Origin of the sequence: Streptomyces sp. NPDC090022, assembly GCF_044748145.1 — a bacterium.
Taxonomy (GTDB): domain Bacteria; phylum Actinomycetota; class Actinomycetes; order Streptomycetales; family Streptomycetaceae; genus Streptomyces.
Genome location: NZ_JBIVFN010000006.1, coordinates 177,087 through 200,622, shown reverse-complemented (window position 1 = coordinate 200,622; position 23,536 = coordinate 177,087). Strand labels below are relative to the sequence as shown.

Sequence of the window (23,536 nt, the reverse complement as noted above, 5' to 3'; positions counted from 1 at the left end):
GTATGAACGCGTGGATAGGCACCGTGATCGCGCTCGCCGCGCTCGTCCTGTCGGCGATCACCGCCTACGTCCAGCACCGCAACCGCAAGCGGGAGGTCCTGGAGGCGCAGGTGACCGCGTACTTCCACCGCACCTCCGACTTCGCCAAGATCAAACTGCCCGACGGCTCGATCCGCCAGGCCGGCTACCACCTGGTGATCTGGAACCACGGCCCGGCGCCCGCCGAGCGGGTCGGGATCGTGGTCAAGGACACCGAGGGCGGGGGCGTCGTGGAGCTCGCGGACAGCCCGCCCGAGGAGTTCCCGATCGCGCGCCTCGACAAGGACGGCCGCTACCCGGTCCCGTGGCTCCCCGTCGCCTCCGCCCACCGCGGCGCGCGCCGGTTCACGGTCCACCTCAGCTGGCACGACGGCAACGGCGAGCAGGAACGGCTGCTTCCGCTGCGGCGCGGCCAGACCAACCTCTGACCCCGCCCGCACCGTGGTGCGGTCCCGCCGGCGCGGGACCGCACCACGGTGCTGTTCGGGCAGTCCTCAGGCGGTACGGCGCAGCAGCGCCAGGTACATCGCGTCCGTGCCGTGCAGGTGCGGCCACAGCTGGATGTCCGGGCCGTCGCCCAGCGCCGGGACCCCGGGCAGGTACGGCCGGGCGTCGACGAGTTCGGCGGCCACCGGCTCCTGGCCGCCGCGGCCCTTGAGGACGTCCTCGACGACGACCCGGGTCTCCGCCAGGTGCGGGGAACAGGTCGCGTAGCCGACCACGCCGCCCACGCGCACCGCTGACAGCGCCTCGCGCAGCAGGGCGCGCTGGAGCGGCGAGAAGCCGTCCAGGTCCTCGGGCCGGCGGCGCCAGCGGGCCTCGGGGCGCCGGCGCAGGGCGCCCAGGCCCGTGCACGGCACGTCCATCAGGACCCGGTCGAAGGAGCCCGGCTGCCACGGCGGACGGGTGCCGTCCGCCGTGATGACCTGGTACGGGCCGGGGTTGCCCGCCAGCGCCCGCTCGACGAGGCGGGCCCGGTGCGGCTGCTTCTCCGAGGCGAGCAGGAACGCGCCCCGCTCGGCGGCCAGCGCGCCCAGCAGGGCCGCCTTGCCGCCCGGCCCCGCGCAGCCGTCCAGCCAGCGCGCGTCGCGGCCCTCCACCGGTACGTTCGCCAGGGCGATGGCGACCAGCTGGCTGCCCTCGTCCTGGACGCCCGCGCGGCCCTCGCGGACCGCCTCCAGGGCGCCCGGCTCACCGCCCTCGGCGAGCCGGACGGCGTACGGCGACCAGCGGCCGGGCAGGGCCGACTCCTCCCCGACGGCGGCCAGCAGCTCCTGTGGGGTGGACCGGCCGGGGCGGGCCACCAGCGTGACCTCCGGCCGCTCGTTGTCGGCCTCCAGCAGGTCCTCGATACCGGCCCGGCCGCCGCCCAGGGAGTCCCACAGCGCGGAGACGACCCAGCGCGGATGCGAGTGGACGACCGCGAGGTGGTCCTCGGCGTCGTCCTCGTACGGCGGCGCGACCTGCGCCACCCAGGCGTCCAGGTCCTGCGCCGCGATCTTGCGCAGGACGGCGTTGACGAACTTCGCGCGCCCGTCGCCGAGCACCACCCGGGCGAGCTCGACGCTCGCCGACACCGCCGCGTGCGGCGGGATCCGGGTGCCCAGCAGCTGGTGCGCGCCGAGCGAGAGCACGTCCAGCACCGGCGGGTCCACCTCGCGCAGCGGCCGGTCGATGCAGGCGGCGATGATCGCGTCGTAGGTGCCCTGGCGGCGCAGCGTCCCGTACACGAGCTCGGTCGCCAGCGCCGCGTCGCGCGCCTGGAAGTTCTCGTCCTGGCGGGCTTTGCGCAGCAGCGGCGGGAGGACCAGGTTCGCGTACGCGTCGCGCTCGTCCACGGCCCGCAGGACCTCGAAGGCGAGGATCCGGACGGGGTCCTTCTTGGGCCTGCGGTGCGGCTTGGCCTGCTTCGGCGGGCCGCTGCGACGGGGCTGTTCGCTCACGTGAAAGGTGCTCCGGGAGTATGGGCTGCTCAAGCCCGAGTGCGCTGGAATGCGAGGGACGTACGGGAGGTGGGGTGCGGTCGGGTGCGCGGGGATGCCGCTACGGTCAGCCTACGTCCGTCGCGCCCAGCCGCTCGCCGGGGGCGATCCGGACCCCGCGCGCCCAGTCCGCCCCGGCCATCGGCTTCTTGCCCTGCGGCTGCACCCACAGCAGCTCGACGGCGTGCGAGCCGGTGCCGACGTGGACGTGGTTCTTGGCCGGGGCCAGCTCGCCGGGCGCCAGGTCCGTGCGGTCGGGCACCAGGCCCACGGAGATCAGCTTCAGGCGCTCGCCGCGGAAGACGGTCCAGGCGCCGGGCGCCGGGGTGCAGCCGCGTACGACCCGGTCGGCGCGGAGCGCCGGAGCGGTCCAGTCCACCCGGGCGTCCTCGACGGTGATCTTCGGGGCGTGCGAGACGCCGTCGGCGGGCTGCTCGACGGCGCGCAGCGTGCCGTCCTCGATGCCGTCCATGGTGGCGGACAGCAGCCCGGCGCCGGCGAAGGCGAGCCGGGTCAGCAGGTCGCCGCTGGTGTCGGTGGGGCGGACGTCCTCCGTCAGCACCCCGTACACGGGCCCGGAGTCCAGGCCCTCCTCGATGAGGAAGGTGGACGCGCCGGTCACGGCGTCGCCCGCCATGATCGAGTGCTGCACGGGCGCGGCGCCGCGCCAGGCGGGCAGCAGCGAGAAGTGCAGGTTGACCCAGCCCAGGCGCGGGATGTCCAGGGCGGTCTTGGGGATCAGGGCGCCGTAGGCGACGACCGGGCAGCAGTCCGGGGCGATCTCGCGCAGCCGCTCCTGGAATTCGGGGTCGCGCGGCCGGGCGGGCCTGAGGACCTCGATACCGGCCTCCAGGGCGCGCTCGGCGACCGGGCTGGCGACCAGCCGCCGGCCGCGGCCGGCGGGGGCGTCGGGCCGGGTGACGACGGCGGCGACCTCGTGCCGCCCGGAGGCGATGAGGGCGTCCAGGGCGGGCACGGCGACCTCGGGGGTGCCGGCGAAGACGAGCTTCACTGGGGTCTACCTCGTTTCTGGGGCTTCTGTGGAGGCCACGAGGGCTGCCAGCAGCGCACCAGTCTGTGACTCCACCCACCGCTCACGCGGCGGGCTTCCAACCCGAAGATTGCGGTCCAGCCCGAACCGACCCCTCACGGGGCGTGTCGAAACTACCACAGGCCGGGGTAACTGCTCTCCGGGGCAGCGGCGGGGGGCGTACGCACACCCACGCGCCTCTCGCATATGCCGTCACGCCCCCGGTGCGTGACTTCCTTGCCGCATGGAGCGTTGGTCAAGAGAGATTGACCGAAACGGGCCGCGATTGAACGGTGTGTGCGGCCCGATCCGCTCTTCAGCACCGGTTCGAGAGGCTTCTTCATGGCCGACCACGCCACCCACGACGCCCAAGCGCGGGCCAGCCTGCACCTCCTGGTGCGGGACATCGAGCGGGTCCGCCGACAGGTGGATGCTCTGCGTACGCTCACCGCCCAGCTCGGCAACGTGTACCGTCCGCGCCGCTCCGGTCCCTCCACGGGGTTCGTCGTCTACGGCCGCGCGCCCGCCCCCACCGTCCGCCTCGCCCAGGAGCTGCGGGACAGCGTCGAGACCCTGGTCACCGCCGCGGTGGACTTCGACCGCTCGCTCGGCTTCTCGTGGGACGCCGTCGGCTCCGCGCTCGGGGTCACCAAGCAGGCCGTGCACCGCCGGTACGGCGCGCGCCGCGCGCAGGCCGCGGAGAGCACGGAGCCGCTGGCCGAGGGCACCACGACCCGACCGCTGCCGATGTCCACGGTGCCGGCCGCCCGCACGGTGCCGCCGCAGCCGCTGCGCGAGGAGGCCACGTCCCGCCCGGCGGTCTTCCCCGGGCCCCGCAACGGCTGACCCGCTCCGGCCACCGCTGTTCCCAGGCCGCCCGGCGCCCTCCCCCGGCACCGGGCGGCTCCTTCATGCCGCCGGCCCGGTTCGCCGGCCGATGTCCACCCGTGGCGTCAGCCGATGTCCAGCGGATCGATACGGACCCGGACCGCCTCGGCGGCCGGGAGCCCGCGGGCGAGCCGCGCGGCCTGGGCGGACTTGAGGGCGGCCGCCAGCGCGGCGCCGCTGCCCGGCGGAACCCGGACCAGGGCCCGCTCGCCCGGGGAGGGCTCGCCGCGCCGGCCCGGCACCGGCACCGGGCCCAGCACCTCGGCGTCCGGCGGCAGTTCGACGGAGGCCAGGAACGAGGCGAGCGCCTCGGGCCGGCCGGCGACCGACGCCATCCGGGAGACCGGCGGAAAGCCGAGCTGCGCGCGCTCGGCGAGCTCGCGCACGGCGTGCCCGACCGGGTCCCAGCGCACCAGGGCCTGCACCGGCCGCAGCGTCGGCTCGGCGACCACCACGACCTGCCCCTCGCCGCGCACCAGGGAGGCCGCGGCGATCCAGCGGCGCAGTGCGTCCTCGCCGGCCCGCAGGTCGGGGCGGCCGAGCATGGCCCAGCCGTCGAGCAGCAGCCCGGCCGCGTAGCCCGCGCCCTCGGCGACCGGTTCGGCGCCGGGGGTGCACACGATCAGGGCGGGCCGGTCGGGGACGGTGTCGAGGACGTGGTCACGGCCCGAGGTGCGCACCGGCACCGCCGGGAAGGCCCGGCCCAGTTCCTCGGCGGTACGGCGGGCTCCGACGACCTGGGCACGCAGCCGGAAGGAGCCGCACTCCTCGCAGTGCCAGGACGGCTCGCCGCGCCCGCACCACCCGCACCGCAGGTCCCGCTCGTCGGGTGCCTCCAGCGGTCCCGCGCAGGTCCGGCAGCGGGCGGGGGTGCGGCAGCGCTCGCAGGCCAGCCGGGGCGCGTACCCGCGCCGGGGCACCTGGACCAGCACCGGCCCGTCCTTGAGTCCTTCGCGTACGGTCTCCCAGGCCAGGCTCGGCAGCCGGGCGGCGCGGGCGGCCCCGTCCCGGGCCAGCAGCTCGTCGCCGACGGTGCGGATGCGCGGGGCGGCCGCCCGTACGGTCTCGCGGTCGGCGGTGACGGGCCGGGCCCAGCCGGACTCGACCAGCTGGGCGGCCTCCACCGTGCAGCTGGTGCCGCCGGCCAGGAAGGCGCAGCCCTCGCTGACCGCCCGCAGCTCCAGCACCTCGCGCACGTGCGGGAAGGGCGCGTTGTCGTCGCTGTGGCTGGAGTCCCCGTCGTCCCAGACGGCGACCAGGCCGAGGTTGCGCACGGGGGCGAACATCGCCGCGCGGGTGCCGATGACGGCTCCGACCGAGCCGCGGTGGACCGCGAGCCACTGCCGGTAGCGCTTCTCGGGTCCGGACTCGGCCGTCAGCAGGGCGTGCCGGCCCTCGCCGGCCAGCGCGGTCAGGGCGGCGTCGACGCGGGCGGCGGTGCGGCCGTCGGGCAGCACGGCCAGGGCGCCGCGCCCGGAGGCGAGGGTGGCCGCCATCGCGCGGGCCAGTTCGTCGGCCCAGCCGGGGCCCGGCAGGGCGGTCCACACCGCGCGCGGGGCGGCGCCGGTGGCCAGGGCCCGCAGGAAGGCGGGCCCGGCCGGATAGCGCGACCAGCCGCCCGGTCCGGGCACGGCGGGCGCGGGCAGCGGCTCCGGGGAGGGCTTGGCCTCGGCGCGGGCGTTGCGCGGGGGCAGGGCCAGCTGGAGGACGTCGGCCAGGGAGCCGGCGTAGCGGTCGGCGACGGCCCGGGCCAGGGCCAGCATCCCGGGGGTGAGGACGACCTCGGGCGAGACGACGTGGGCGAGGGCGGCCAGCGGGCCGTTGTAGTCGGTGTCGGCGCGGCGCTCGACGACGAACCCGTCGATCAGCCCGCCGCCCTCGCGGCGGCCGCCGTGCACCTGGTGGGCCCCGGCGCCGAACCGGACCCGTACCCGGACGCCGGGCCGGGCGGCCTCGGAGAGCTCCTCGGGGACGGCGTAGTCCCACAGCTGGTCCAGGTGGAGCACGCCCTTGTTGACCAGGATCCGCGCGACCGGCAGCTCCTTGGCGAGCGCGGCCCCGCGCCAGGTGCGCGGCTTGGCCCGGGGCGCCTTGGCCTTGGCCTCGGCGACCATCTCCCGGATGAGCGCGAGCTGCTCCGGCGGACCGCCCGGACCCTCGTCCCCGGCCCGCTGTTCGGAATCGTTCGCACTGCTCACAGCTGCATTCTTACCAAACGGCACCGACAGCCGGCCCCCTCCCGGCCGCCCCAGGGGCGACGGTGAAAACCGCTGTCCGGTCACCGGAGCACGGTGATAGACAGCCGGAGTGGAAAAGAATCTTGAGTTCCCTGAGCTGCTGCGACTGATCGATGACCGGTCGACCGCCTTCCGCGCCGCGGTCGCCGCCGCGCCCCGTCTCGACGCACCGGTGCCGACCTGCCCCGGGTGGACGCTGTCCGATCTGGTGAAGCACCTGGGTGGGGGAGACCGTTTCTGGGCCGCCGTCGTCGGCGCGGGGCCGGCCGGCGCTCCCCCGGCCGAGGCCGCCGCCGCGCGCGCCGCTCTGGAGGTGCCGCGGGAGCGTGAGGCCCTGCTGGCCTGGCTCGCCGCGTCGACGCAGCTGCTGCTGAACGCCCTGCGCGAGGCGGGCCCGGACGCCGGCTGCTGGGCGTGGTGGAGTGCCCTGCAGACGCCGCGGACCGCCGGCGGAGTCGCCCGGCACCGGGTTCAGGAGAGCGCGGTGCACACCTACGACGCCCGGCTCGCCGCAGGCGCCGCTCAGCCGCTGCCGGCCGAGGTGGCGCTCGACGGTGTGGAGGAGTTCCTGTTCACCTGCGTCGCGACGCCCAGCGCCTGGCCGCACAAGCCCACGACCTTCGACTTCCACGCCACCGAGGGCCGCTCCTGGCGCCTCACGGTCGACGGCGACGGCGCACGCTCGACCCGTATCCCCGCGCCCACTGCCGCGACCGGCGAGGACTCGGACGCGGCCGGCGTCGCCGTCCATGGCACGGCCGGTGAGTTGGTCCTCTACCTGTACGACCGCATCCCGGCCGGCTCCCTGCACGTCGACGGAGACGCAGGGCTGCTCGACCTGCTCCGCGCCTGGGAGCCGGAGGAGTAGTCGGCCGACCGCCGGCCTCGAGCAACGGTATGGACGCCGTACGGCCCCGGACCAGCAGGTCCGGGGCCGTACGGGTGCGCCGGGGCGGGCGCGGTACCGCTCAGAGGCCGGCGGCCGCGCGCAGCGCGTCCACGCGGTCGGTGCGCTCCCAGGTGAAGTCCGGCAGCTCACGGCCGAAGTGGCCGTACGCGGCGGTCTGGGCGTAGATCGGGCGCAGCAGGTCGAGGTCGCGGATGATCGCGGCGGGGCGGAGGTCGAAGACCTCGGCGATGGCGTTCTCGATCTTGGCGACGTCCACCTTGGCGGTGCCGAAGGTCTCGACGAACAGGCCCACCGGCTCGGCCTTGCCGATCGCGTAGGCGACCTGGACCTCGCAGCGGCCGGCGAGACCGGCGGCCACGACGTTCTTGGCGACCCAGCGCATGGCGTAGGCGGCCGAGCGGTCGACCTTGGACGGGTCCTTGCCGGAGAAGGCGCCGCCGCCGTGCCGGGCCATGCCGCCGTACGTGTCGATGATGATCTTGCGGCCGGTCAGGCCGGCGTCGCCCATCGGGCCGCCGATCTCGAAGCGGCCGGTCGGGTTGACCAGCAGGCGGTAGCCGTCGGTGTCCAGCTTGATGCCGTCCTCGACGAGCTGCTTGAGGACGTGCTCGACGACGAACTCGCGGATGTCGGGCGCGAGCAGCGAGTCGAGGTCGATGTCGGAGGCGTGCTGCGAGGAGACGACGACCGTGTCGAGGCGGACCGGCTTGTCACCGTCATACTCGATGGTGACCTGGGTCTTGCCGTCCGGGCGCAGGTACGGGATGGTCCCGTTCTTGCGCACCTCGGAGAGCCGGCGCGACAGGCGGTGGGCCAGCTCGATCGGGAGCGGCATGAAGTTCGGGGTCTCGTCGGTGGCGTACCCGAACATCAGGCCCTGGTCGCCGGCACCCTGACGGTCGAGCTCGTCCTCGTCACCCTCGACGCGGGTCTCGTACGCCGTGTCGACACCCTGGGCGATGTCGGGCGACTGCGCGCCGATGGACGTCGAGACGCCGCAGGAGGCGCCGTCGAAGCCCTTCTTCGAGGAGTCGTAGCCGATCTCCAGGATCTTCTCGCGGACGAGCTGCGCGATCGGCGCGTAGGCCTTCGTGGTCACCTCGCCCGCGATGTGCACGAGACCGGTGGTGATCAGGGTCTCGACGGCGACGCGGGAGGTCGGGTCCTCGCGCAGCAGGGCGTCGAGGATCGTGTCGCTGATCTGGTCAGCGATCTTGTCGGGGTGGCCCTCGGTGACGGACTCCGAGGTGAACAGGCGGCGGGACACATCGCTCCCTGGGGTTGCAGCGGCTGCTGGCTGATCATTTGGCGGAACAGTACCGGGGGCTGCGCCCGGTCACATTCCGAATGCAGTTTATCGGTCAGGACCGGCCACGGGACCACCCGTCTCGCCTTCTGGGAGCCTTGTGACCTGCGGCACTCCATTCTGACGCACACGGGGTCCGCCGGAAAGTGCCGTTTCCTCAGGCGCGTCGCGCCGTCAGCCGGGGCGCGACCTGGTCCCAGACGGCATCGGCCAGGGCTTCCTTCGAACCATGGGGTACGGGCGTTTCGGCTCCGTCGGAGGTGAGGATCACAGCCTCGTTCTCCTCCGACCCGAAGGTCTTCAGCTCGCCGACCTCGTTGACGACGAGCAGGTCACAGCCCTTGCGCACCAGCTTGGCCCGGCCGTTGGCCAGGACGTCGTCGGTCTCGGCGGCGAAGCCGACCACGACCTGGCCGGTCCGGGGCCGGTCGGCCGAGATCTCGGCGAGGATGTCCGGATTGCGTACGAGGGCGACAGGTGCCGGCTCCTGCCCGTCCTTCTTCTTGATCTTCCCCTCGGCGTACTCGGCGGGCCGGAAGTCCGCCACGGCCGCCGCCATGACCACCGCGTCGGCGTCCGCGGCGGCCTTCAGCACCGCCTCCCGCAGCTGGACGGCCGTGCCCACGCGGACGACGTCCACCCCGGCGGGGTCGGGCAGCGCGGTGTTGGCCGCGACCAGGGTGACCCGGGCGCCGCGCGCGGCCGCGGTACGGGCCAGGGCGTACCCCTGCTTGCCGGAGGAACGGTTGCCCAGGAATCGCACCGGGTCCAGCGGCTCGCGGGTGCCGCCCGCGCTGACGACGACGTGGTGTCCGGCCAGGTCGGGCCGGGCGGCGTGGCCGCGGCGCAGGACGTGGCGGCAGACCTCGTAGATCTCCTCCGGCTCGGGCAGCCGGCCCTTGCCGGTGTCCTTGCCGGTCAGCCGGCCGACGGCGGGCTCGATCACGACGGCGCCGCGGCGGCGCAGCGTGGCGACGTTCTCCTGGGTGGCCGGGTGCTCCCACATCTCGGTGTGCATGGCGGGCGCGAAGACCACCGGGCAGCGGGCCGTGAGCAGGGTGTTGGTCAGCAGGTCGTCGGCGAGGCCGTGGGCCGCCTTGGCCAGCAGGTCGGCGGTCGCGGGGGCGACGACGACGAGGTCGGCGCCCTGGCCGATCCGCACGTGCGGGACCTCGTGGACGGTCTCCCAGACCTCGGTCGAGGCGGGGTTGCCGGAGAGCGCGGCCCACGTGGCCTCCCCGACGAAGTGCAGCGAGGAGGCGGTCGGCACCACCCGTACGTCGTGACCGGACTCGGTCAGCCGGCGCAGCAGCTCGCACGCCTTGTAGGCGGCGATGCCACCGCTGACCCCCAGCACGACCTTCGGCTTGTCCACTGCGTCTCCCGCTCCCGCTCGTCGGTTGTCGTCGTACGTGTGCGTACCCGTGAGTACCTATGACACACCACAGGCCCGGCAGCGGTGCTGCCGGGCCTGTGATGAAGGATGCCGTGCCTTACTGGGCCGGGGCCTCGATGGCCTCGGAGGTCAGCAGACCCGCGTTGATCTCGCGCAGTGCGATCGAAAGCGGCTTCTCGTGGACGTGGGTGTCCACCAGCGGGCCGACGTACTCGAGCAGGCCCTCACCGAGCTGCGAGTAGTACGCGTTGATCTGACGCGCGCGCTTGGCCGCGTAGATCACGAGGCTGTACTTCGAGTCCGTGGCCTCGAGCAGCTCGTCGATCGGCGGGTTGATGATGCCCTCGGGCGCGGTGATGGAAGAGGACACGCTCTACCTTCCGAAGATGGGTAAAAGATCAAACAACTTCCATCAAGGCTAGCAGCTCACGCGCCACGTCCTCGACGGAGGTGTTGACCAGGGTGGTGCCGAACTCCGATTCGGCAGCGAGCTCGACCTTGGCGGCGCCCAGTCGGCGCTCGATGACCTCCGGGGACTCCGTGCCCCGGCCGGTGAGCCGGCGGACCAGCTCCTCCCAGCTCGGCGGGGCGAGGAAGACCAGGAGGGCCTCCGGCATGGACTCCCGGACCTGCCGGGCGCCCTGGAGGTCGATCTCCAGCAGCACGGGCTCGCCGCTGTCGAGACGCTCGTGGACGGCCGCACGGGGGGTGCCGTAACGGTTGCCCGCGAACTCCGCCCACTCCAGCAGCTCGCCGTTGGCGATCAGCTTGTCGAATTCGTCGTCGGTGACGAAGAAGTAGTGGACACCGTGCCGCTCACCGGGTCGCGGTTTACGGGTGGTGGCCGACACCGAGAGCCATACCTCGGGGTGGGCCTTGCGCATATGCGCGACGACCGTGCTCTTGCCGACCCCGGAGGGGCCGGAGAGCACGGTCAGCCGCGGACGAACCTCTGCTGCCATGAAGCGATTATCCAGGTTCCAGGGACTGCCTGAGAACGCCGGACGAACTTCGGGCGACGCCTCAGGCGGCCTTGCCGCCGAACTCGCGCTCCAGGGAAGCGATCTGGTTGGAGCCGAGACCCCGGACACGCCGGGACTCGGAGATGCCGAGGCGCTCCATGATCTGCTTGGCGCGGACCTTGCCCACGCCCGGCAGGGACTCCAGCAGGGCGGAGACCTTCATCTTGCCGATGACCTCGTTCTTCTGGCCCTGCTCGATGACGTCGTGCAGGGAGGCACCGGAGTGCTTGAGTCGATTCTTCACCTCGGCCCGCTCCCGGCGAGCCGCGGCGGCCTTTTCGAGCGCGGCTGCGCGCTGTTCAGGGGTAAGGGGCGGAAGAGCCACGCCTACGTCACCTCGGATGTCGAACTGTCGGATACGGACCGGTGGGCAACCCATGGCGCCACACCTGGTGAGCGCGCGAACAGCGGTTGTGCGGCAGTTCTGCTCGTTCGCTCTGGTCGGAGACTAGCGGCCATGGCCGCTCCAGTCAGCGAGAACGGACGAAAAGTCCTGGTCAGCCTCCACTGAACCGTACATCACGGACAAAGTACCCGGGTTTTGTCCGGTCTCGACCCTCCGATTTTCGCCAGCCCGTTCGGTCCGCGGTGCCGCGGACGCTCCGGCGGTACGGAAATCCGTGCGCCGCGAGCGGCCCGCGGCCGGGCGGCGGCCGTCGGACGACCGCCGCCAGCCGACCGGCGCCAGGTGACCGGCGCCAGTCGACCGGCGTCCGCCGTCAGGCGACCGCCGCGCGGATCTCCTCGGCGAAGGCCGCGGCGCTCGCGCGCAGCGCGGCGACGTCCGGACCGTGCCGCAGCACGCCGCGCGAGACGTTCGGGACCACGTTGCGCACCGCCGCGCCGAAGACCTTCGGCAGGTCGGCGGCGGTCGCCCCCTGCGCCCCGATGCCGGGGGCCAGCAGCGGCCCGTTGATGTCCAGGTCGAAGGAGGACAGATCGCCCAGGGTGGCGCCCACGACCGCACCGAAGGAGCCCATCGGCGTGTCGCCGGCGTTCTCCGCCGCCAGGTGGGCCAGCATCGTCGCGCCGATCGTCCGGCCGTCGTCGCGCACCGCCCGCTGGACCTCGGCGCCCTCCGGGTTGGAGGTCAGCGCGAGCACGAACAGGCCCGCCCCGGAGGCGCGCGCCAGCTCGACGGCCGGCCGCAGCGAGCCGTAGCCGAGGTAGGGCGAGACGGTGAGCGCGTCGGAGAACAGCGGGGCGTCCGGGCGCAGGAAGGTCTCGGCGTACGCGGCCATGGTGGAGCCGATGTCGCCGCGCTTGGCGTCCATGACCACGAGCGTGCCGGCGGCGCGGGCGTCGGCCACCGTCCGCTCCAGGACCGCGATGCCCCGGGAGCCGAAGCGCTCGAAGAAGGCGGCCTGCGGCTTGAAGACCGCGACGGAGTCGGCCAGCGCCTCGACCACGGTGCGCGAGAACGTCTCCAGGCCCGCGACGTCGTCGTCCAGGCCCCAGGAGGAGAGCAGGGCCGCGTGCGGGTCGATCCCGACGCAGAGCGGGCCTCGGGAGTCCATGGCGGAGCGCAGGCGGCTGCCGAACGGTTCCAGGGTCGTCACTTCGCGGCCTTTCGGGTCTCGGCGCCGACCGCTTCGGCCAGCGTGGCGTACGGGCTCGCGGCCAGGCGCGCGGCGAGGCCCTTGTGCATCGCCCGCGCATAGCAGGGGCCCTCGTAGATGAAGGCGCTGTAGCCCTGGATCAGGGTGGCCCCGGCCAGGATGCGCTGCCAGGCGTCCTCGGCGTTCTCGATGCCGCCGACGCCGATCAGCACCATCCGGTCGCCCACGCGGGCGTACAGGCGGCGCAGGACCGCCAGGGAGCGCTCCTTGACCGGGGCTCCGGAGAGTCCGCCGGTCTCCTGGACCAGGGCCGGGTCGGACGTCAGGCCCAGGCCCTCGCGGGCGATGGTGGTGTTGGTGGCGATGATGCCGTCCAGGCCCAGCTCCAGGGCGAGGTCGGCGACCGCGTCGACGTCCTCGCCCGCGAGGTCGGGGGCGATCTTGACCAGCAGCGGGACCCGGCGGTCGGTGACCGTGCGGTCGGCGGCCTCGCGCACGGCGGTCAGCAGCGGGCGCAGGGACTCGGTCGCCTGGAGGTTGCGCAGGCCCGGGGTGTTGGGCGAGGAGACGTTGACGACCAGGTAGTCGGCGTACGGCGCGAGGCGCTCGGTGGAGAGCACGTAGTCCGCCGCGGCCTCGGCCTCCGGGACCACCTTGGTCTTGCCGATGTTGACGCCGACGACCGTCCGGAAGACCGGGCGGCGGGTGGCCAGGCGCTCGGCGACGGCGGCGGAGCCCTCGTTGTTGAAGCCCATGCGGTTGATCAGCGCGCGGTCCGGGACGAGCCGGAAGAGGCGCTTTCTGGGGTTGCCGGGCTGGGCCTGGCCGGTGACGGTGCCGATCTCGACGTGGTCGAAGCCGAGCATGGACATGCCGTCGATGGCGACGGCGTTCTTGTCGAAACCGGCGGCGAGGCCGAAGGGGCCGTGCATGCGCAGGCCCAGCGCCTCCGTGCGCAGCTCCTTGTGGCGCGGGGCGAGGACCGCGGCCACGAAGGTGCGCAGGACCGGTGTGCGGGCGGCCAGGCGGATCCAGCGGAAGGCCAGGTGGTGGGCGGCCTCCGGGTCCATCCGCTTGAAGACCAGGTGGAAGAAGAGCTTGTACATCGTCCGGAATATCCCTTGTGCACTCATGAGAAGGGGGACACCCGTCGTGAAACCGGTGTCCCCCTGCTCGGACGGGCTGCTAGTCGCGGGCCGCGGTCAGGTGCTCCGCGTGCTCCTGGAGCGAACGGACGCCCACGTCGCCGTGGTTGAGTGCGTCGATGCCCTGGACGGCCGCGGCGAGCGCCTGGACCGTGGTCAGGCACGGGACGCCGCGCGCCACCGCCGCCGTACGGATCTCGTAGCCGTCGAGGCGGCCGCCGGTGCCGTACGGGGTGTTGACGATCAGGTCGACCTGGCCGTCGTGGATGAGCTGGACGATCGTCTTCTCGCCGTTCGGGCCCTCGCCCTCGCTGAGCTTGCGGACCACGGTGGCGTTGATGCCGTTGCGGCGCAGCACCTCGGCGGTGCCGGAGGTGGCCAGCAGCTCGAAGCCGTGGGCGACCAGCTCGCGGGCCGGGAAGATCATCGAGCGCTTGTCGCGGTTGGCGACGGAGATGAACGCCCGGCCCTTGGTCGGCAGCGGGCCGTACGCGCCCGCCTGCGACTTGGCGTACGCCGTGCCGAAGACCGAGTCGATGCCCATGACCTCGCCGGTGGAGCGCATCTCCGGGCCGAGGACGGTGTCCACGCCGCGGCCGTGGATGTCGCGGAAGCGGCTCCACGGCATCACGGCCTCCTTGACCGAGATCGGCGCGTCGAGCGGCAGGGTGCCGCCGTCGCCGGTCTTCGGCAGCAGGCCCTCCTCGCGCAGCTCGGCGACGGTGGCGCCGAGCGAGATGCGGGCGGCGGCCTTCGCGAGCGGGACGGCGGTCGCCTTCGAGGTGAAGGGGACGGTCCGGGAGGCGCGCGGGTTGGCCTCCAGGACGTAGAGGATGTCGCCGGCCATCGCGAACTGGATGTTGATCAGGCCGCGCACGCCGACGCCCTTGGCGATGGCCTCGGTGGAGGCGCGCAGCCGCTTGATGTCGAAGCCGCCGAGGGTGATCGGGGGCAGCGCGCAGGCGGAGTCGCCGGAGTGGATGCCGGCCTCCTCGATGTGCTCCATGACGCCGCCGAGGTAGAGCTCGGTGCCGTCGTAGAGGGCGTCGACGTCGATCTCGATGGCGTCGTCGAGGAAGCGGTCGACCAGCACGGGGCGGGTCGGGGAGATCTCGGTGGACTCGGCGATGTACGACTCCAGCCGGGCCTCGTCGTAGACGATCTCCATGCCGCGGCCGCCGAGCACGTAGCTGGGGCGGACCAGGACCGGGTAGCCGATCTCGTCGGCGATGGCCTTGGCGCCCGCGAACGTGGTGGCCGTGCCGTGCTTGGGGGCGGGCAGGCCGGCGTCGGCGAGGACCTGGCCGAAGGCGCCGCGGTCCTCGGCGGCGTGGATGGCCTCGGGCGAGGTGCCCACGACCGGCACGCCGTTGTCCTTGAGCGCCTGGGCCAGGCCCAGCGGGGTCTGGCCGCCGAGCTGGACGACGACGCCCGCGATCGGGCCCGCGAGGGACTCGGCGTGGACGATCTCCAGCACGTCCTCGAGCGTCAGCGGCTCGAAGTACAGGCGGTCGGAGGTGTCGTAGTCGGTCGAGACGGTCTCGGGGTTGCAGTTGACCATCACGGTCTCGTAGCCGGCGTCGTGCAGCGCGAAGGAGGCGTGGACGCAGGAGTAGTCGAACTCGATGCCCTGGCCGATGCGGTTCGGGCCGGAGCCCAGGATGATCACCGCGGGCTTCTCGCGGGGCGCGACCTCGCTCTCCTCGTCGTAGGACGAGTAGAAGTACGGGGTCCTGGCGGCGAACTCGGCGGCGCAGGTGTCGACCGTCTTGTAGACCGGACGGACGCCGAGGGCGTGCCGGACCTCGCGGACGACGTCCTCGCGCAGGCCGCGGATCTCGGCGATCTGGGCGTCGGAGAAGCCGTGCCGCTTGGCCTCGGCGAGCAGCTCGGGGTCGAGCTTCTCGGCGGCGGCGAGCTCGTCGGCGATCTCCTTGATCAGGAAGAGCTGGTCGACGAACCAGGGGTCGATCTTCGTGGACTCGAAGACCTCCTCCTGGGTGGCGCCGGCCCGGATGGCCTGCATCACGGTGTTGATGCGGCCGTCGGTGGGGCGTACGGCCAGGCGCAGCAGCTCGTCCTTGTCGCCGCTCTCGCCGACGAAGGTGAACTGCGAGCCCTTCTTCTCCAGGGAGCGCAGGGCCTTCTGCAGGGCCTCGGTGAAGTTGCGGCCGATGGCCATGGCCTCGCCCACCGACTTCATGGTGGTGGTGAGGGTGGCGTCGGCGGCCGGGAACTTCTCGAACGCGAAGCGCGGGGCCTTGACGACGACGTAGTCGAGGGTCGGCTCGAAGGAGGCCGGGGTCTTCTCGGTGATGTCGTTGGGGACCTCGTCCAGCGTGTAGCCGATGGCCAGCTTGGCGGCGATCTTGGCGATCGGGAAGCCGGTGGCCTTCGACGCGAGCGCCGAGGAGCGCGAGACGCGCGGGTTCATCTCGATGACGATGACGCGGCCGTCGACCGGGTTGATCGCGAACTGGATGTTGCAGCCGCCGGTGTCGACGCCGACCTCGCGGATGATCGCGATGCCGATGTCGCGCAGCCGCTGGTACTCGCGGTCGGTCAGCGTCATCGCGGGGGCGACGGTGATCGAGTCACCGGTGTGCACGCCCATCGGGTCGAAGTTCTCGATGGAGCAGACGACCACGACGTTGTCGGCCTTGTCGCGCATCAGCTCCAGCTCGTACTCCTTCCAGCCGAGGATGGACTCCTCCAGGAGCACCTCGGTGGTCGGGGAGAGCGTCAGGCCCTGGCCGGCGATGCGGCGCAGCTCCTCCTCGTCGTGGGCGAAGCCGGAGCCGGCGCCGCCCATGGTGAAGGAGGGGCGGACGACGACCGGGTAGCCGCCGAGGGTGTCGACGCCGGCGAGCACGTCGTCCATGGAGTGGCAGATGACCGAGCGGGCGGACTCGCCGTAGCCGATCTTGGCCTTGACGGCCTCGACGACGCCCTTGAAGAGGTCGCGGTCCTCGCCCTTGTGGATGGCCTCGACGTTGGCGCCGATGAGCTCCACGCCGTACTTCTCCAGCACACCCTGCTCGTGCATGGAGATGGCGGTGTTCAGCGCGGTCTGGCCGCCGAGGGTGGGCAGGAGGGCGTTGGGACGCTCCTTGGCGATGATCTTCTCGACGAACTCGGGGGTGATCGGCTCGACGTACGTGGCGTCGGCGATCTCCGGGTCGGTCATGATCGTCGCGGGGTTGGAGTTGACCAGGACGACCCGCAGGCCCTCGGCCTTGAGGATGCGGCAGGCCTGGGTGCCGGAGTAGTCGAACTCGGCGGCCTGGCCGATGACGATCGGGCCGGAGCCGATGACCAGGACGGACTGGATATCGGTGCGCTTAGGCACGCTCGGCCTCCATCAGGGATACGAAGCGGTCGAAGAGGTACGCGGCGTCGTGCGGGCCCGCGGCCGCCTCGGGGTGGTACTGGACGGAGAAGGCCGGCTGGTCGAGCAGCTGGAGGCCCTCCACCACGTTGTCGTTGAGGCAGACGTGGGAGACCTCGGCGCGGCCGAAGGGGGTCTCGGAGACCTTGTCGAGGGGCGCGTCGACGGCGAAGCCGTGGTTGTGCGCGGTGACCTCGACCTTGCCGGTGGTGCGGTCCTGGACCGGCTGGTTGATGCCGCGGTGGCCGTACTTCAGCTTGTAGGTGCCGAAGCCGAGCGCGCGGCCGAGGATCTGGTTGCCGAAGCAGATGCCGAAGAGCGGGGTCTTCCGCTCCAGGACGCCCTGCATGACGGAGACCGCGTGGTCGGCGGTGGCCGGGTCGCCGGGGCCGTTGGAGAAGAACACGCCGTCCGGGGAGACCGCGTAGAGGTCCTCGACGGTGGCGGTGGCGGGCAGCACGTGGACCTCGATGCCGCGCTCGGCCATCCGGTGCGGGGTCATGCCCTTGATGCCCAGGTCGACCGCGGCCACGGTGAAGCGCTTCTCGCCGATCGCGGGGACGACGTACGCCTCCTTGGTGGCGACCTCGGCGGAGAGGTTCGCGCCCTTCATCTGGGGCTGTGCCTGGACCTTCGCCAGCAGCTGCGCGTCGGTCGCGCCGCCCGCGAGTGCCTCGCCCGAGAAGATGCCGACGCGCATGGCGCCGCGCTCGCGGAGGTGGCGGGTCAGGGCGCGGGTGTCGACGCCGGAGATACCGACGACGTCCTGCCGCTGGAGCTCCTCGTCCAGCGAGCGGCGGGAGCGCCAGTTGGAGGGGATGCGGGCGGGGTCGCGGACGACGTAGCCCGAGACCCAGATGCGCGAGGACTCGGGGTCCTCGTCGTTGACGCCGGTGTTGCCCACGTGCGGGGCGGTCATCACGACGACCTGCCGGTGGTACGACGGGTCGGTGAGGGTCTCCTGGTAGCCGGTCATGCCGGTGGAGAACACGGCCTCGCCGAAGGTCTCCCCCACGGCACCGTAGGCACGGCCGCGGAAGACCCGCCCGTCCTCCAGGACGAGTACGGCGGGAGCTTTCGCTCCCCTGGTGGAGGTCGTCATCGTTCGGCGCCTTCCGTCGTGTGCGAGTGGTTCATGGAGTTGATGGCCTCGACCCAGGCGGCGTGCTCGGCCGCGCGGTCGGAGCGGAAGCCCGAGTCGATCAGCTTGTCGCCGTGCGCCCAGGTGACGACGAGCAGACCGCCCTCGGTGAGTACCTTGCCCGCGATTCCCTTGTCGAGGCGGGCGCCGCGCAGCTGCGCGACCGGTACGAAGAAATCGGTGGCCCCCGGACGGACCACGTCCAGGCCCGCGTCGGTGAGGGTCATCTCGACCCTGCTGCGCACGCCCAGGCCGTGGGCGACGATCCGGTCGAGCCACTGCCCGGCGGTGGTGGACCCGTGGTACCGGCCGGTCAGGGCCAGCCGGTGCGCGGGGAGACCGCCGGGGGCGGCGGGCAGCTCGGGCAGGTCGTCCTGCAGAGCGCCGCGCCATTTCCAGCCCTGCCGCATCAGCCAGTAGACGAAGGCGATGAAGACGACCAGACCGATCACCCACGCGATGCGCGGGCCCCAGTCGGTCACCTCCGCCGACCGTCGTTCGGCGGCCTCGGCGGCCAGTTGGATTACTGCAGGTGTCACGCCAGCTTCCCGTCCACGACCGTTGCCCGGCCCCGCAGGAAGGTGTGAGTGACGCGGCCCGGCAGCTCACGGCCCTCGTAGGGCGTGTTGCGGCTGCGGGAAGCGAAATGTGCGGGGTCCACGACACCACGGTACGAGGTATCGACCAGCGTCAGGTTCGCGGGTTCACCCACCGAGACGGGACGTCCGTGGTGGGGGAGGCTGCCGATGCGCGCCGGGGCGAAGGACATGCGCTCGGCGACCCCCGCCCAGTCGAGCAGGCCGGTCTCCACCATCGTCTGCTGGACGACGGAGAGCGCGGTCTCCAGGCCGACCATGCCCATGGCGGCGGCGGCCCACTCGCAGTCCTTGTCCTCGTGCGGGTGCGGGGCGTGGTCGGTGGCGACGATGTCGATCGTGCCGTCGGCCAGGGCCTCGCGCAGGGCCAGGACGTCGGCCTCGGTGCGCAGCGGCGGGTTGACCTTGTAGACCGGGTTGTACGAGCGGACCAGCTCGTCGGTGAGCAGCAGGTGGTGCGGGGTGACCTCGGCGGTGACGTCGATGCCGCGGGACTTGGCCCAGCGGACGATCTCGACCGAGCCGGCGGTGGAGAGGTGGCAGATGTGCACGCGGGAGCCGACGTGCTCGGCGAGCAGTACGTCGCGGGCGATGACCGACTCCTCGGCGACGGCCGGCCAGCCGCCCAGGCCCAGCTCCGCGGAGACGACGCCCTCGTTCATCTGGGCGCCCTCGGTCAGGCGCGGCTCCTGGGCGTGCTGGGCGACGACGCCGCCGAAGGCCTTCACGTACTCCAGGGCCCGGCGCATGATCACGGCGTCGTCGACGCACTTGCCGTCGTCGGAGAAGACGGTGACCCGGGCGGCGGAGTCGTGCATGGCGCCCAGCTCGGAGAGCTTCTTGCCCTCCAGGCCGACGGTGACGGCGCCGATGGGCTGGACGTCGCAGTAGCCGGATTCCTTGCCCAGGCGCCACACCTGCTCCACGACACCGGCGGTGTCGGCGACCGGGAAGGTGTTCGCCATGGCGAACACCGCGGTGTAGCCGCCGGAGGCGGCGGCGCGGGTGCCGGTCAGGACCGTCTCGGAGTCCTCGCGGCCCGGCTCGCGCAGGTGGGTGTGGAGGTCGACGAGGCCGGGGAGGAGGACCTGGCCCGCGGCCTCGATCACGGTCGCGTCGCCGGCGTCGATGCCGCTGCCGACGGCGGCGATGGTCTCGCCGTCGATCAGGACGTCCTGCGCCTCGCCGCCGAGGACCCGCGCGCCACGGATAAGGATCTTGCTCATGGTTACTTGCTCTCCTCGGTGCGGGGCGTGCTGGTGGTGGTGACGGCGGGCTCGGAACCGCCGAGCAGCAGGTACAGGACGGCCATCCGGATGGAGACGCCGTTGGCGACCTGCTCGACGACCGTGCAGCGGTCGGAGTCGGCGACCTCGGCGGTGATCTCCATGCCGCGGACCATCGGGCCGGGGTGCATCACGATGGCGTCCTCGGGCATGCGGGCCATGCGGGCGGCGTCCAGCCCGTACCGCCGCGAGTACTCGCGCTCGGTCGGGAAGAACGCGGCGTTCATGCGTTCGCGCTGCACACGCAGCATCATCACCGCGTCGGACTTCGGCAGCACGTCGTCGAGGCTGTACGAGATCTCGCAGGGCCAGCTCTCCACACCGACCGGCACCAGGGTGGGCGGGGCCACCAGGGTGACCTCGGCGCCGAGCGTGTGCAGCAGGTGGACGTTGGAGCGGGCCACCCGGCTGTGCAGGACGTCGCCGACGATGGTGATGCGGCGGCCGTCGAGGCCCTTGCCCAGGCCCGCGTCCCGGCCGACGAGGCGGCGGCGCATGGTGAAGGCGTCGAGCAGCGCCTGGGTGGGGTGCTCGTGGGTGCCGTCGCCCGCGTTGATCACGGGGGCGTCGATCCAGCCGGAGGTGGCGAGCCGGTAGGGCGCGCCGGAGGCGTGGTGGCGGATGACGACGGCGTCGACGCCCATGGCCTCCAGGGTCTGGGCGGTGTCCTTGAGGGACTCGCCCTTGGAGACGCTGGAGCCCTTGGCGGCGAAGTTGATGACGTCGGCCGACAGGCGCTTCTCGGCGGCCTCGAAGGAGATCCGGGTACGGGTGGAGTCCTCGAAGAAGAGGTTGCAGATCGTGCGGCCGCGCAGGGTGGGCAGCTTCTTGATCGGCCGGTCGGCGACCCGGGCCATCTCCTCGGCGGTGTCGAGGATGAGGACGGCGTCGTCGCGCGAGAGGTCGGCGGCCGAGATGAGGTGGCGCTTCATCTGGGTGCTCCGTAGGTCTGGAGAGCGGCGGAGGGTGCGGCGGAGGGGTGCGGCAGGGAGGTGCGGCAGGGGTGCGGTCCGGGCGGGCGGGCAGGCTTCGGCGCGGGCCCGGCGCACACCGGCCCCTCACCCGAATGGCCTACTGGCCGCCGGCCGCCCCGTCGGTCCGCTGGCCGAGCAGCACGGCGTCGCGGCCGTCCTCCTCCTGGAGCTGGACCTTGACGGTCTCCCGCAGCGACGTGGGGAGGTTCTTGCCGACGTAGTCGGCGCGGATGGGCAGCTCGCGGTGGCCGCGGTCGACGAGGACGGCGAGCTGGACGGCGCGGGGGCGGCCCAGGTCGCCGAGGGCGTCCAGGGCGGCGCGGATGGTGCGGCCGGAGAAGAGCACGTCGTCGACGAGGACGACCAGGCGGCCGTCGAGGTCGTCGCCGGGGATCTCCGTGCGCCCGATCGCCCGGGCGGGCTTCATCCGCAGGTCGTCGCGGTACATGGTGATGTCGAGGGAGCCGACCGGGATCTTGGTCCCGGTGATCTCCTGGAGCTTGGCGGCCAGCCGACGGGCGAGGAAGACGCCACGCGTCGGGATACCGAGGAGAACCACGTCGTCCGCGCCCTTGGCGCGCTCGACGATCTCGTGAGCGATGCGGGTCAGCACCCGCGCGATGTCCTGCGCCTCCAGTACGGGGCGGGCGTCATCGCCGCTTCGAAGGTGTACGGCCTGCGAGTCCATGAAAAAGGACCTCCTTCTCCGCCTCACGGGACGGACCTTAAAGGACGTCTGATGTACGGCTGCAACGTTACCAGGGCGGGCCGGGCGCCCGCACACCGCTCCCCCGACCGACCCCTCGCGGGGGGCTGACGAAGACCATTCGGCTTGACGCATCCAAGTAACGCTGCGTAACCTCACAGTGAGTTACCAGCCGCGCGGCGGAGCCGCACGTCGTCACTGCGTCCGGGAGCCTTATGTCCAGCGAATACGCCAAACAGCTCGGGGCCAAGCTCCGCGCCATCCGCACCCAGCAGGGCCTTTCCCTCCACGGTGTCGAGGAGAAGTCCCAGGGCCGTTGGAAGGCCGTGGTGGTCGGTTCCTACGAGCGCGGGGACCGCGCCGTGACCGTCCAGCGCCTCGCCGAGCTGGCGGACTTCTACGGGGTGCCGGTCCAGGAGCTCCTGCCGGGCACGACTCCGGGCGGGGCCGCCGAGCCGCCGCCGAAGCTGCGCCTGGACCTCGAGCGCCTGGCCCACGTGCCCGCCGAGAAGGCCGGCCCCCTCCAGCGCTACGCGGCCACCATCCAGAGCCAGCGTGGCGACTACAACGGCAAGGTGCTGTCGATCCGCCAGGACGACCTGCGCACCCTGGCCGTCATCTACGACCAGTCCCCTTCGGTCCTCACCGAGCAGCTGATCAGCTGGGGCGTGCTGGACGCCGACGCGCGTCGCGCGGTGGCGCACGAGGACGCCTGAGCCGACCGGCTCCGAGCAGAAACGTTACCGGCGGGCGCCGGGACCCGGGAGGGTTCCGGCGCCCGCCGGTTTCGCGTTCCCGGGCTCTTCCCGGGCACGGCGGGGACGAGGACGCGCGAAGGGGCCCGCGGCGCGTATGCGCCGCGGGCCCCTTCATGTCGCCGGACCGTGCGCGGACCCTAGTCGCGGTCGCGGCGCAGGCTGGGCTTGAGGTCCTTGAAGCGGCCCAGCAGGCCGTTCACGAACGCCGGGGAGTCGTCCGTGGAGAACTCCTTGGCGAGCTGGACGGCCTCGTCGATGGCCACGGCGTCCGGGGTCTCGTCGACCCAGATCAGCTCGTAGGCACCGATGCGCACGATGTTCCGGTCCGCGACCGGCATGCGGTCGAGGTCCCAGTCCACGGCGTACGTGGCGATCAGCTCGTCGATCCGGTTCACCTTGTCGGCGTAACCCTCGACAAGATCCATGGTGAACGCGTTCACCGGGGGCTGCCGGGTGTCGTTACGGGAGTGACGCACCCAGTCGGCGAGGACCTCCCGCACGGGTACGCCCCGCTGGTCGGCCTCGAAGAGGATCTGGAAAGCACGCTTGCGGGCGTTGCTCCGGGCAGCCACGGTTAGCTGTTCACCCGGCCGAGGTAGTCGCTGGTGCGGGTGTCGACCTTGACCTTCTCGCCGGTGGTGACGAAGAGCGGGACCTGGATCTCGTGGCCGGTCTCCAGACGGGCGGGCTTGGTGCCACCGGTGGAGCGGTCGCCCTGGACGCCCGGGTCGGTGTGCTCGATGACGAGCTCGACGGCGGCGGGCAGCTCGACGTAGAGGACCGAGCCCTCGTGCTGCGCGACGGAGGCGGTGAAGCCCTCGATCAGGAAGTTCGCGGCGTCGCCGACGGCCTTCTTGTCGACGTGCAGCTGGTCGTAGGTCTGCATGTCCATGAAGACGAAGTAGTCGCCGTCCATGTACGAGAACTGCATGTCACGGCGGTCGATGGTGGCCGTCTCGACCTTCACACCGGCGTTGAAGGTCTTGTCGACGACCTTGCCCGAGAGCACGTTCTTGAGCTTGGTGCGCACGAAGGCCGGGCCCTTGCCGGGCTTGACGTGCTGGAACTCGACGACGGACCAGAGCTGGTCACCGTCGAGCTTGAGCACCATGCCGTTCTTGAGGTCGTTCGTGGAAGCCACGGTTGCGGAATCTCCTGCACTGGAGGACCGAG

At 72.4% G+C, this 23,536-nt stretch carries 22 protein-coding genes; 4 read left to right on the top strand and 18 right to left on the bottom strand.

Annotated elements, in window-relative coordinates; translation table 11 throughout:
• Positions 1-2: 2 nt before the first annotated feature.
• On the top strand, positions 3-467 hold the full coding sequence (locus ACIPXB_RS15440) for a hypothetical protein (RefSeq protein ID WP_401449372.1): 465 nt from the start codon (positions 3-5) through the stop codon (positions 465-467).
• Positions 468-533: 66 nt separating this feature from the next.
• Here ACIPXB_RS15440 and ACIPXB_RS15435 read toward each other — a convergent pair whose 3' ends face one another.
• Positions 534-1,982 carry an RsmB/NOP family class I SAM-dependent RNA methyltransferase gene (locus tag ACIPXB_RS15435; protein WP_401449369.1) on the bottom strand — a complete coding sequence of 483 codons (1,449 nt, stop codon included), beginning with the start codon at positions 1,980-1,982 and terminating at the stop codon, positions 534-536.
• Positions 1,983-2,088: 106 nt separating this feature from the next.
• Positions 2,089-3,033, bottom strand: a complete 945-nt coding sequence (gene fmt / locus ACIPXB_RS15430; RefSeq protein ID WP_401449366.1) for a methionyl-tRNA formyltransferase — start codon at positions 3,031-3,033, stop codon at positions 2,089-2,091.
• A 360-nt stretch (positions 3,034-3,393) separates the two neighbouring features.
• Between fmt and ACIPXB_RS15425 the strand changes: the two genes are divergently transcribed.
• Positions 3,394-3,897: a hypothetical protein gene (locus tag ACIPXB_RS15425; protein ID WP_401449363.1), complete on the top strand. Its 504-nt coding sequence runs from the start codon at positions 3,394-3,396 to the stop codon at positions 3,895-3,897.
• A 107-nt stretch (positions 3,898-4,004) separates the two neighbouring features.
• Here the strand turns inward: ACIPXB_RS15425 and ACIPXB_RS15420 are convergent, their stop codons facing one another.
• Positions 4,005-6,137 (bottom strand): primosomal protein N', encoded by a 2,133-nt coding sequence (locus tag ACIPXB_RS15420; protein ID WP_401449360.1) that lies wholly within the window; start codon positions 6,135-6,137, stop codon positions 4,005-4,007.
• 109 nt (positions 6,138-6,246) lie between these two features.
• Between ACIPXB_RS15420 and ACIPXB_RS15415 the strand changes: the two genes are divergently transcribed.
• Positions 6,247-7,044 (top strand): maleylpyruvate isomerase family mycothiol-dependent enzyme, encoded by a 798-nt coding sequence (locus ACIPXB_RS15415; protein ID WP_401449357.1) that lies wholly within the window; start codon positions 6,247-6,249, stop codon positions 7,042-7,044.
• Between the two features lie 100 nt (positions 7,045-7,144).
• On the opposite strand, the gene metK is transcribed toward ACIPXB_RS15415, so the two are convergent.
• The 13 genes from metK to pyrR all read right to left on the bottom strand — a co-directional run bounded on the left by metK (position 7,145) and on the right by pyrR (position 21,587).
• A complete protein-coding gene (gene metK, locus ACIPXB_RS15410; RefSeq protein ID WP_401449354.1) occupies positions 7,145-8,353 on the bottom strand; it encodes a methionine adenosyltransferase in 1,209 nt (402 codons plus the stop codon).
• Between the two features lie 196 nt (positions 8,354-8,549).
• Positions 8,550-9,767 (bottom strand): bifunctional phosphopantothenoylcysteine decarboxylase/phosphopantothenate--cysteine ligase CoaBC, encoded by a 1,218-nt coding sequence (gene coaBC / locus ACIPXB_RS15405; RefSeq protein ID WP_401449351.1) that lies wholly within the window; start codon positions 9,765-9,767, stop codon positions 8,550-8,552.
• Positions 9,768-9,885: 118 nt separating this feature from the next.
• Positions 9,886-10,158, bottom strand: coding sequence for a DNA-directed RNA polymerase subunit omega (gene rpoZ, locus ACIPXB_RS15400; protein ID WP_004948662.1), 273 nt, complete (start codon positions 10,156-10,158; stop codon positions 9,886-9,888).
• 28 nt (positions 10,159-10,186) lie between these two features.
• A complete protein-coding gene (gmk, locus tag ACIPXB_RS15395) occupies positions 10,187-10,750 on the bottom strand; it encodes a guanylate kinase (RefSeq protein WP_401449348.1) in 564 nt (187 codons plus the stop codon).
• 61 nt (positions 10,751-10,811) lie between these two features.
• Positions 10,812-11,135 (bottom strand): integration host factor, encoded by a 324-nt coding sequence (locus ACIPXB_RS15390; protein WP_366002949.1) that lies wholly within the window; start codon positions 11,133-11,135, stop codon positions 10,812-10,814.
• Between the two features lie 394 nt (positions 11,136-11,529).
• Complete coding sequence (gene pyrF / locus ACIPXB_RS15385; protein WP_401449344.1) at positions 11,530-12,369, bottom strand: orotidine-5'-phosphate decarboxylase; 840 nt, start codon at positions 12,367-12,369, stop codon at positions 11,530-11,532.
• Positions 12,366-13,475 carry a quinone-dependent dihydroorotate dehydrogenase gene (locus ACIPXB_RS15380; RefSeq protein ID WP_401449341.1) on the bottom strand — a complete coding sequence of 370 codons (1,110 nt, stop codon included), beginning with the start codon at positions 13,473-13,475 and terminating at the stop codon, positions 12,366-12,368. The genes pyrF and ACIPXB_RS15380 overlap by 4 nt, the downstream gene beginning before the upstream one ends.
• A gap of 79 nt (positions 13,476-13,554) precedes the next feature.
• Positions 13,555-16,863: a carbamoyl-phosphate synthase large subunit gene (gene carB, locus ACIPXB_RS15375; protein ID WP_401449338.1), complete on the bottom strand. Its 3,309-nt coding sequence runs from the start codon at positions 16,861-16,863 to the stop codon at positions 13,555-13,557.
• Positions 16,856-18,004: a glutamine-hydrolyzing carbamoyl-phosphate synthase small subunit gene (carA, locus tag ACIPXB_RS15370; RefSeq protein ID WP_401449335.1), complete on the bottom strand. Its 1,149-nt coding sequence runs from the start codon at positions 18,002-18,004 to the stop codon at positions 16,856-16,858. Before carA ends, carB begins: the two co-directional genes overlap by 8 nt.
• Positions 18,001-18,582, bottom strand: coding sequence for a hypothetical protein (locus tag ACIPXB_RS15365; RefSeq protein ID WP_401449332.1), 582 nt, complete (start codon positions 18,580-18,582; stop codon positions 18,001-18,003). Before ACIPXB_RS15365 ends, carA begins: the two co-directional genes overlap by 4 nt.
• On the bottom strand, positions 18,579-19,865 hold the full coding sequence (locus ACIPXB_RS15360; protein ID WP_401449329.1) for a dihydroorotase: 1,287 nt from the start codon (positions 19,863-19,865) through the stop codon (positions 18,579-18,581). The genes ACIPXB_RS15365 and ACIPXB_RS15360 overlap by 4 nt, the downstream gene beginning before the upstream one ends.
• Positions 19,866-19,867: 2 nt before the next feature.
• Positions 19,868-20,857: an aspartate carbamoyltransferase catalytic subunit gene (locus tag ACIPXB_RS15355; RefSeq protein WP_401449326.1), complete on the bottom strand. Its 990-nt coding sequence runs from the start codon at positions 20,855-20,857 to the stop codon at positions 19,868-19,870.
• 139 nt (positions 20,858-20,996) lie between these two features.
• Complete coding sequence (gene pyrR / locus ACIPXB_RS15350) at positions 20,997-21,587, bottom strand: bifunctional pyr operon transcriptional regulator/uracil phosphoribosyltransferase PyrR (protein WP_401449323.1); 591 nt, start codon at positions 21,585-21,587, stop codon at positions 20,997-20,999.
• A 233-nt stretch (positions 21,588-21,820) separates the two neighbouring features.
• On the opposite strand from pyrR, the gene bldD reads away from it, so the two are divergent.
• Complete coding sequence (bldD, locus tag ACIPXB_RS15345; RefSeq protein ID WP_093801867.1) at positions 21,821-22,321, top strand: transcriptional regulator BldD; 501 nt, start codon at positions 21,821-21,823, stop codon at positions 22,319-22,321.
• Between the two features lie 179 nt (positions 22,322-22,500).
• Here bldD and nusB read toward each other — a convergent pair whose 3' ends face one another.
• Entirely contained in the window at positions 22,501-22,935 is a 435-nt protein-coding gene (gene nusB / locus ACIPXB_RS15340; protein WP_401449320.1) for a transcription antitermination factor NusB, read from the bottom strand.
• A 2-nt stretch (positions 22,936-22,937) separates the two neighbouring features.
• Positions 22,938-23,504: an elongation factor P gene (gene efp / locus ACIPXB_RS15335; protein WP_401449317.1), complete on the bottom strand. Its 567-nt coding sequence runs from the start codon at positions 23,502-23,504 to the stop codon at positions 22,938-22,940.
• Positions 23,505-23,536: the final 32 nt, after the last annotated feature.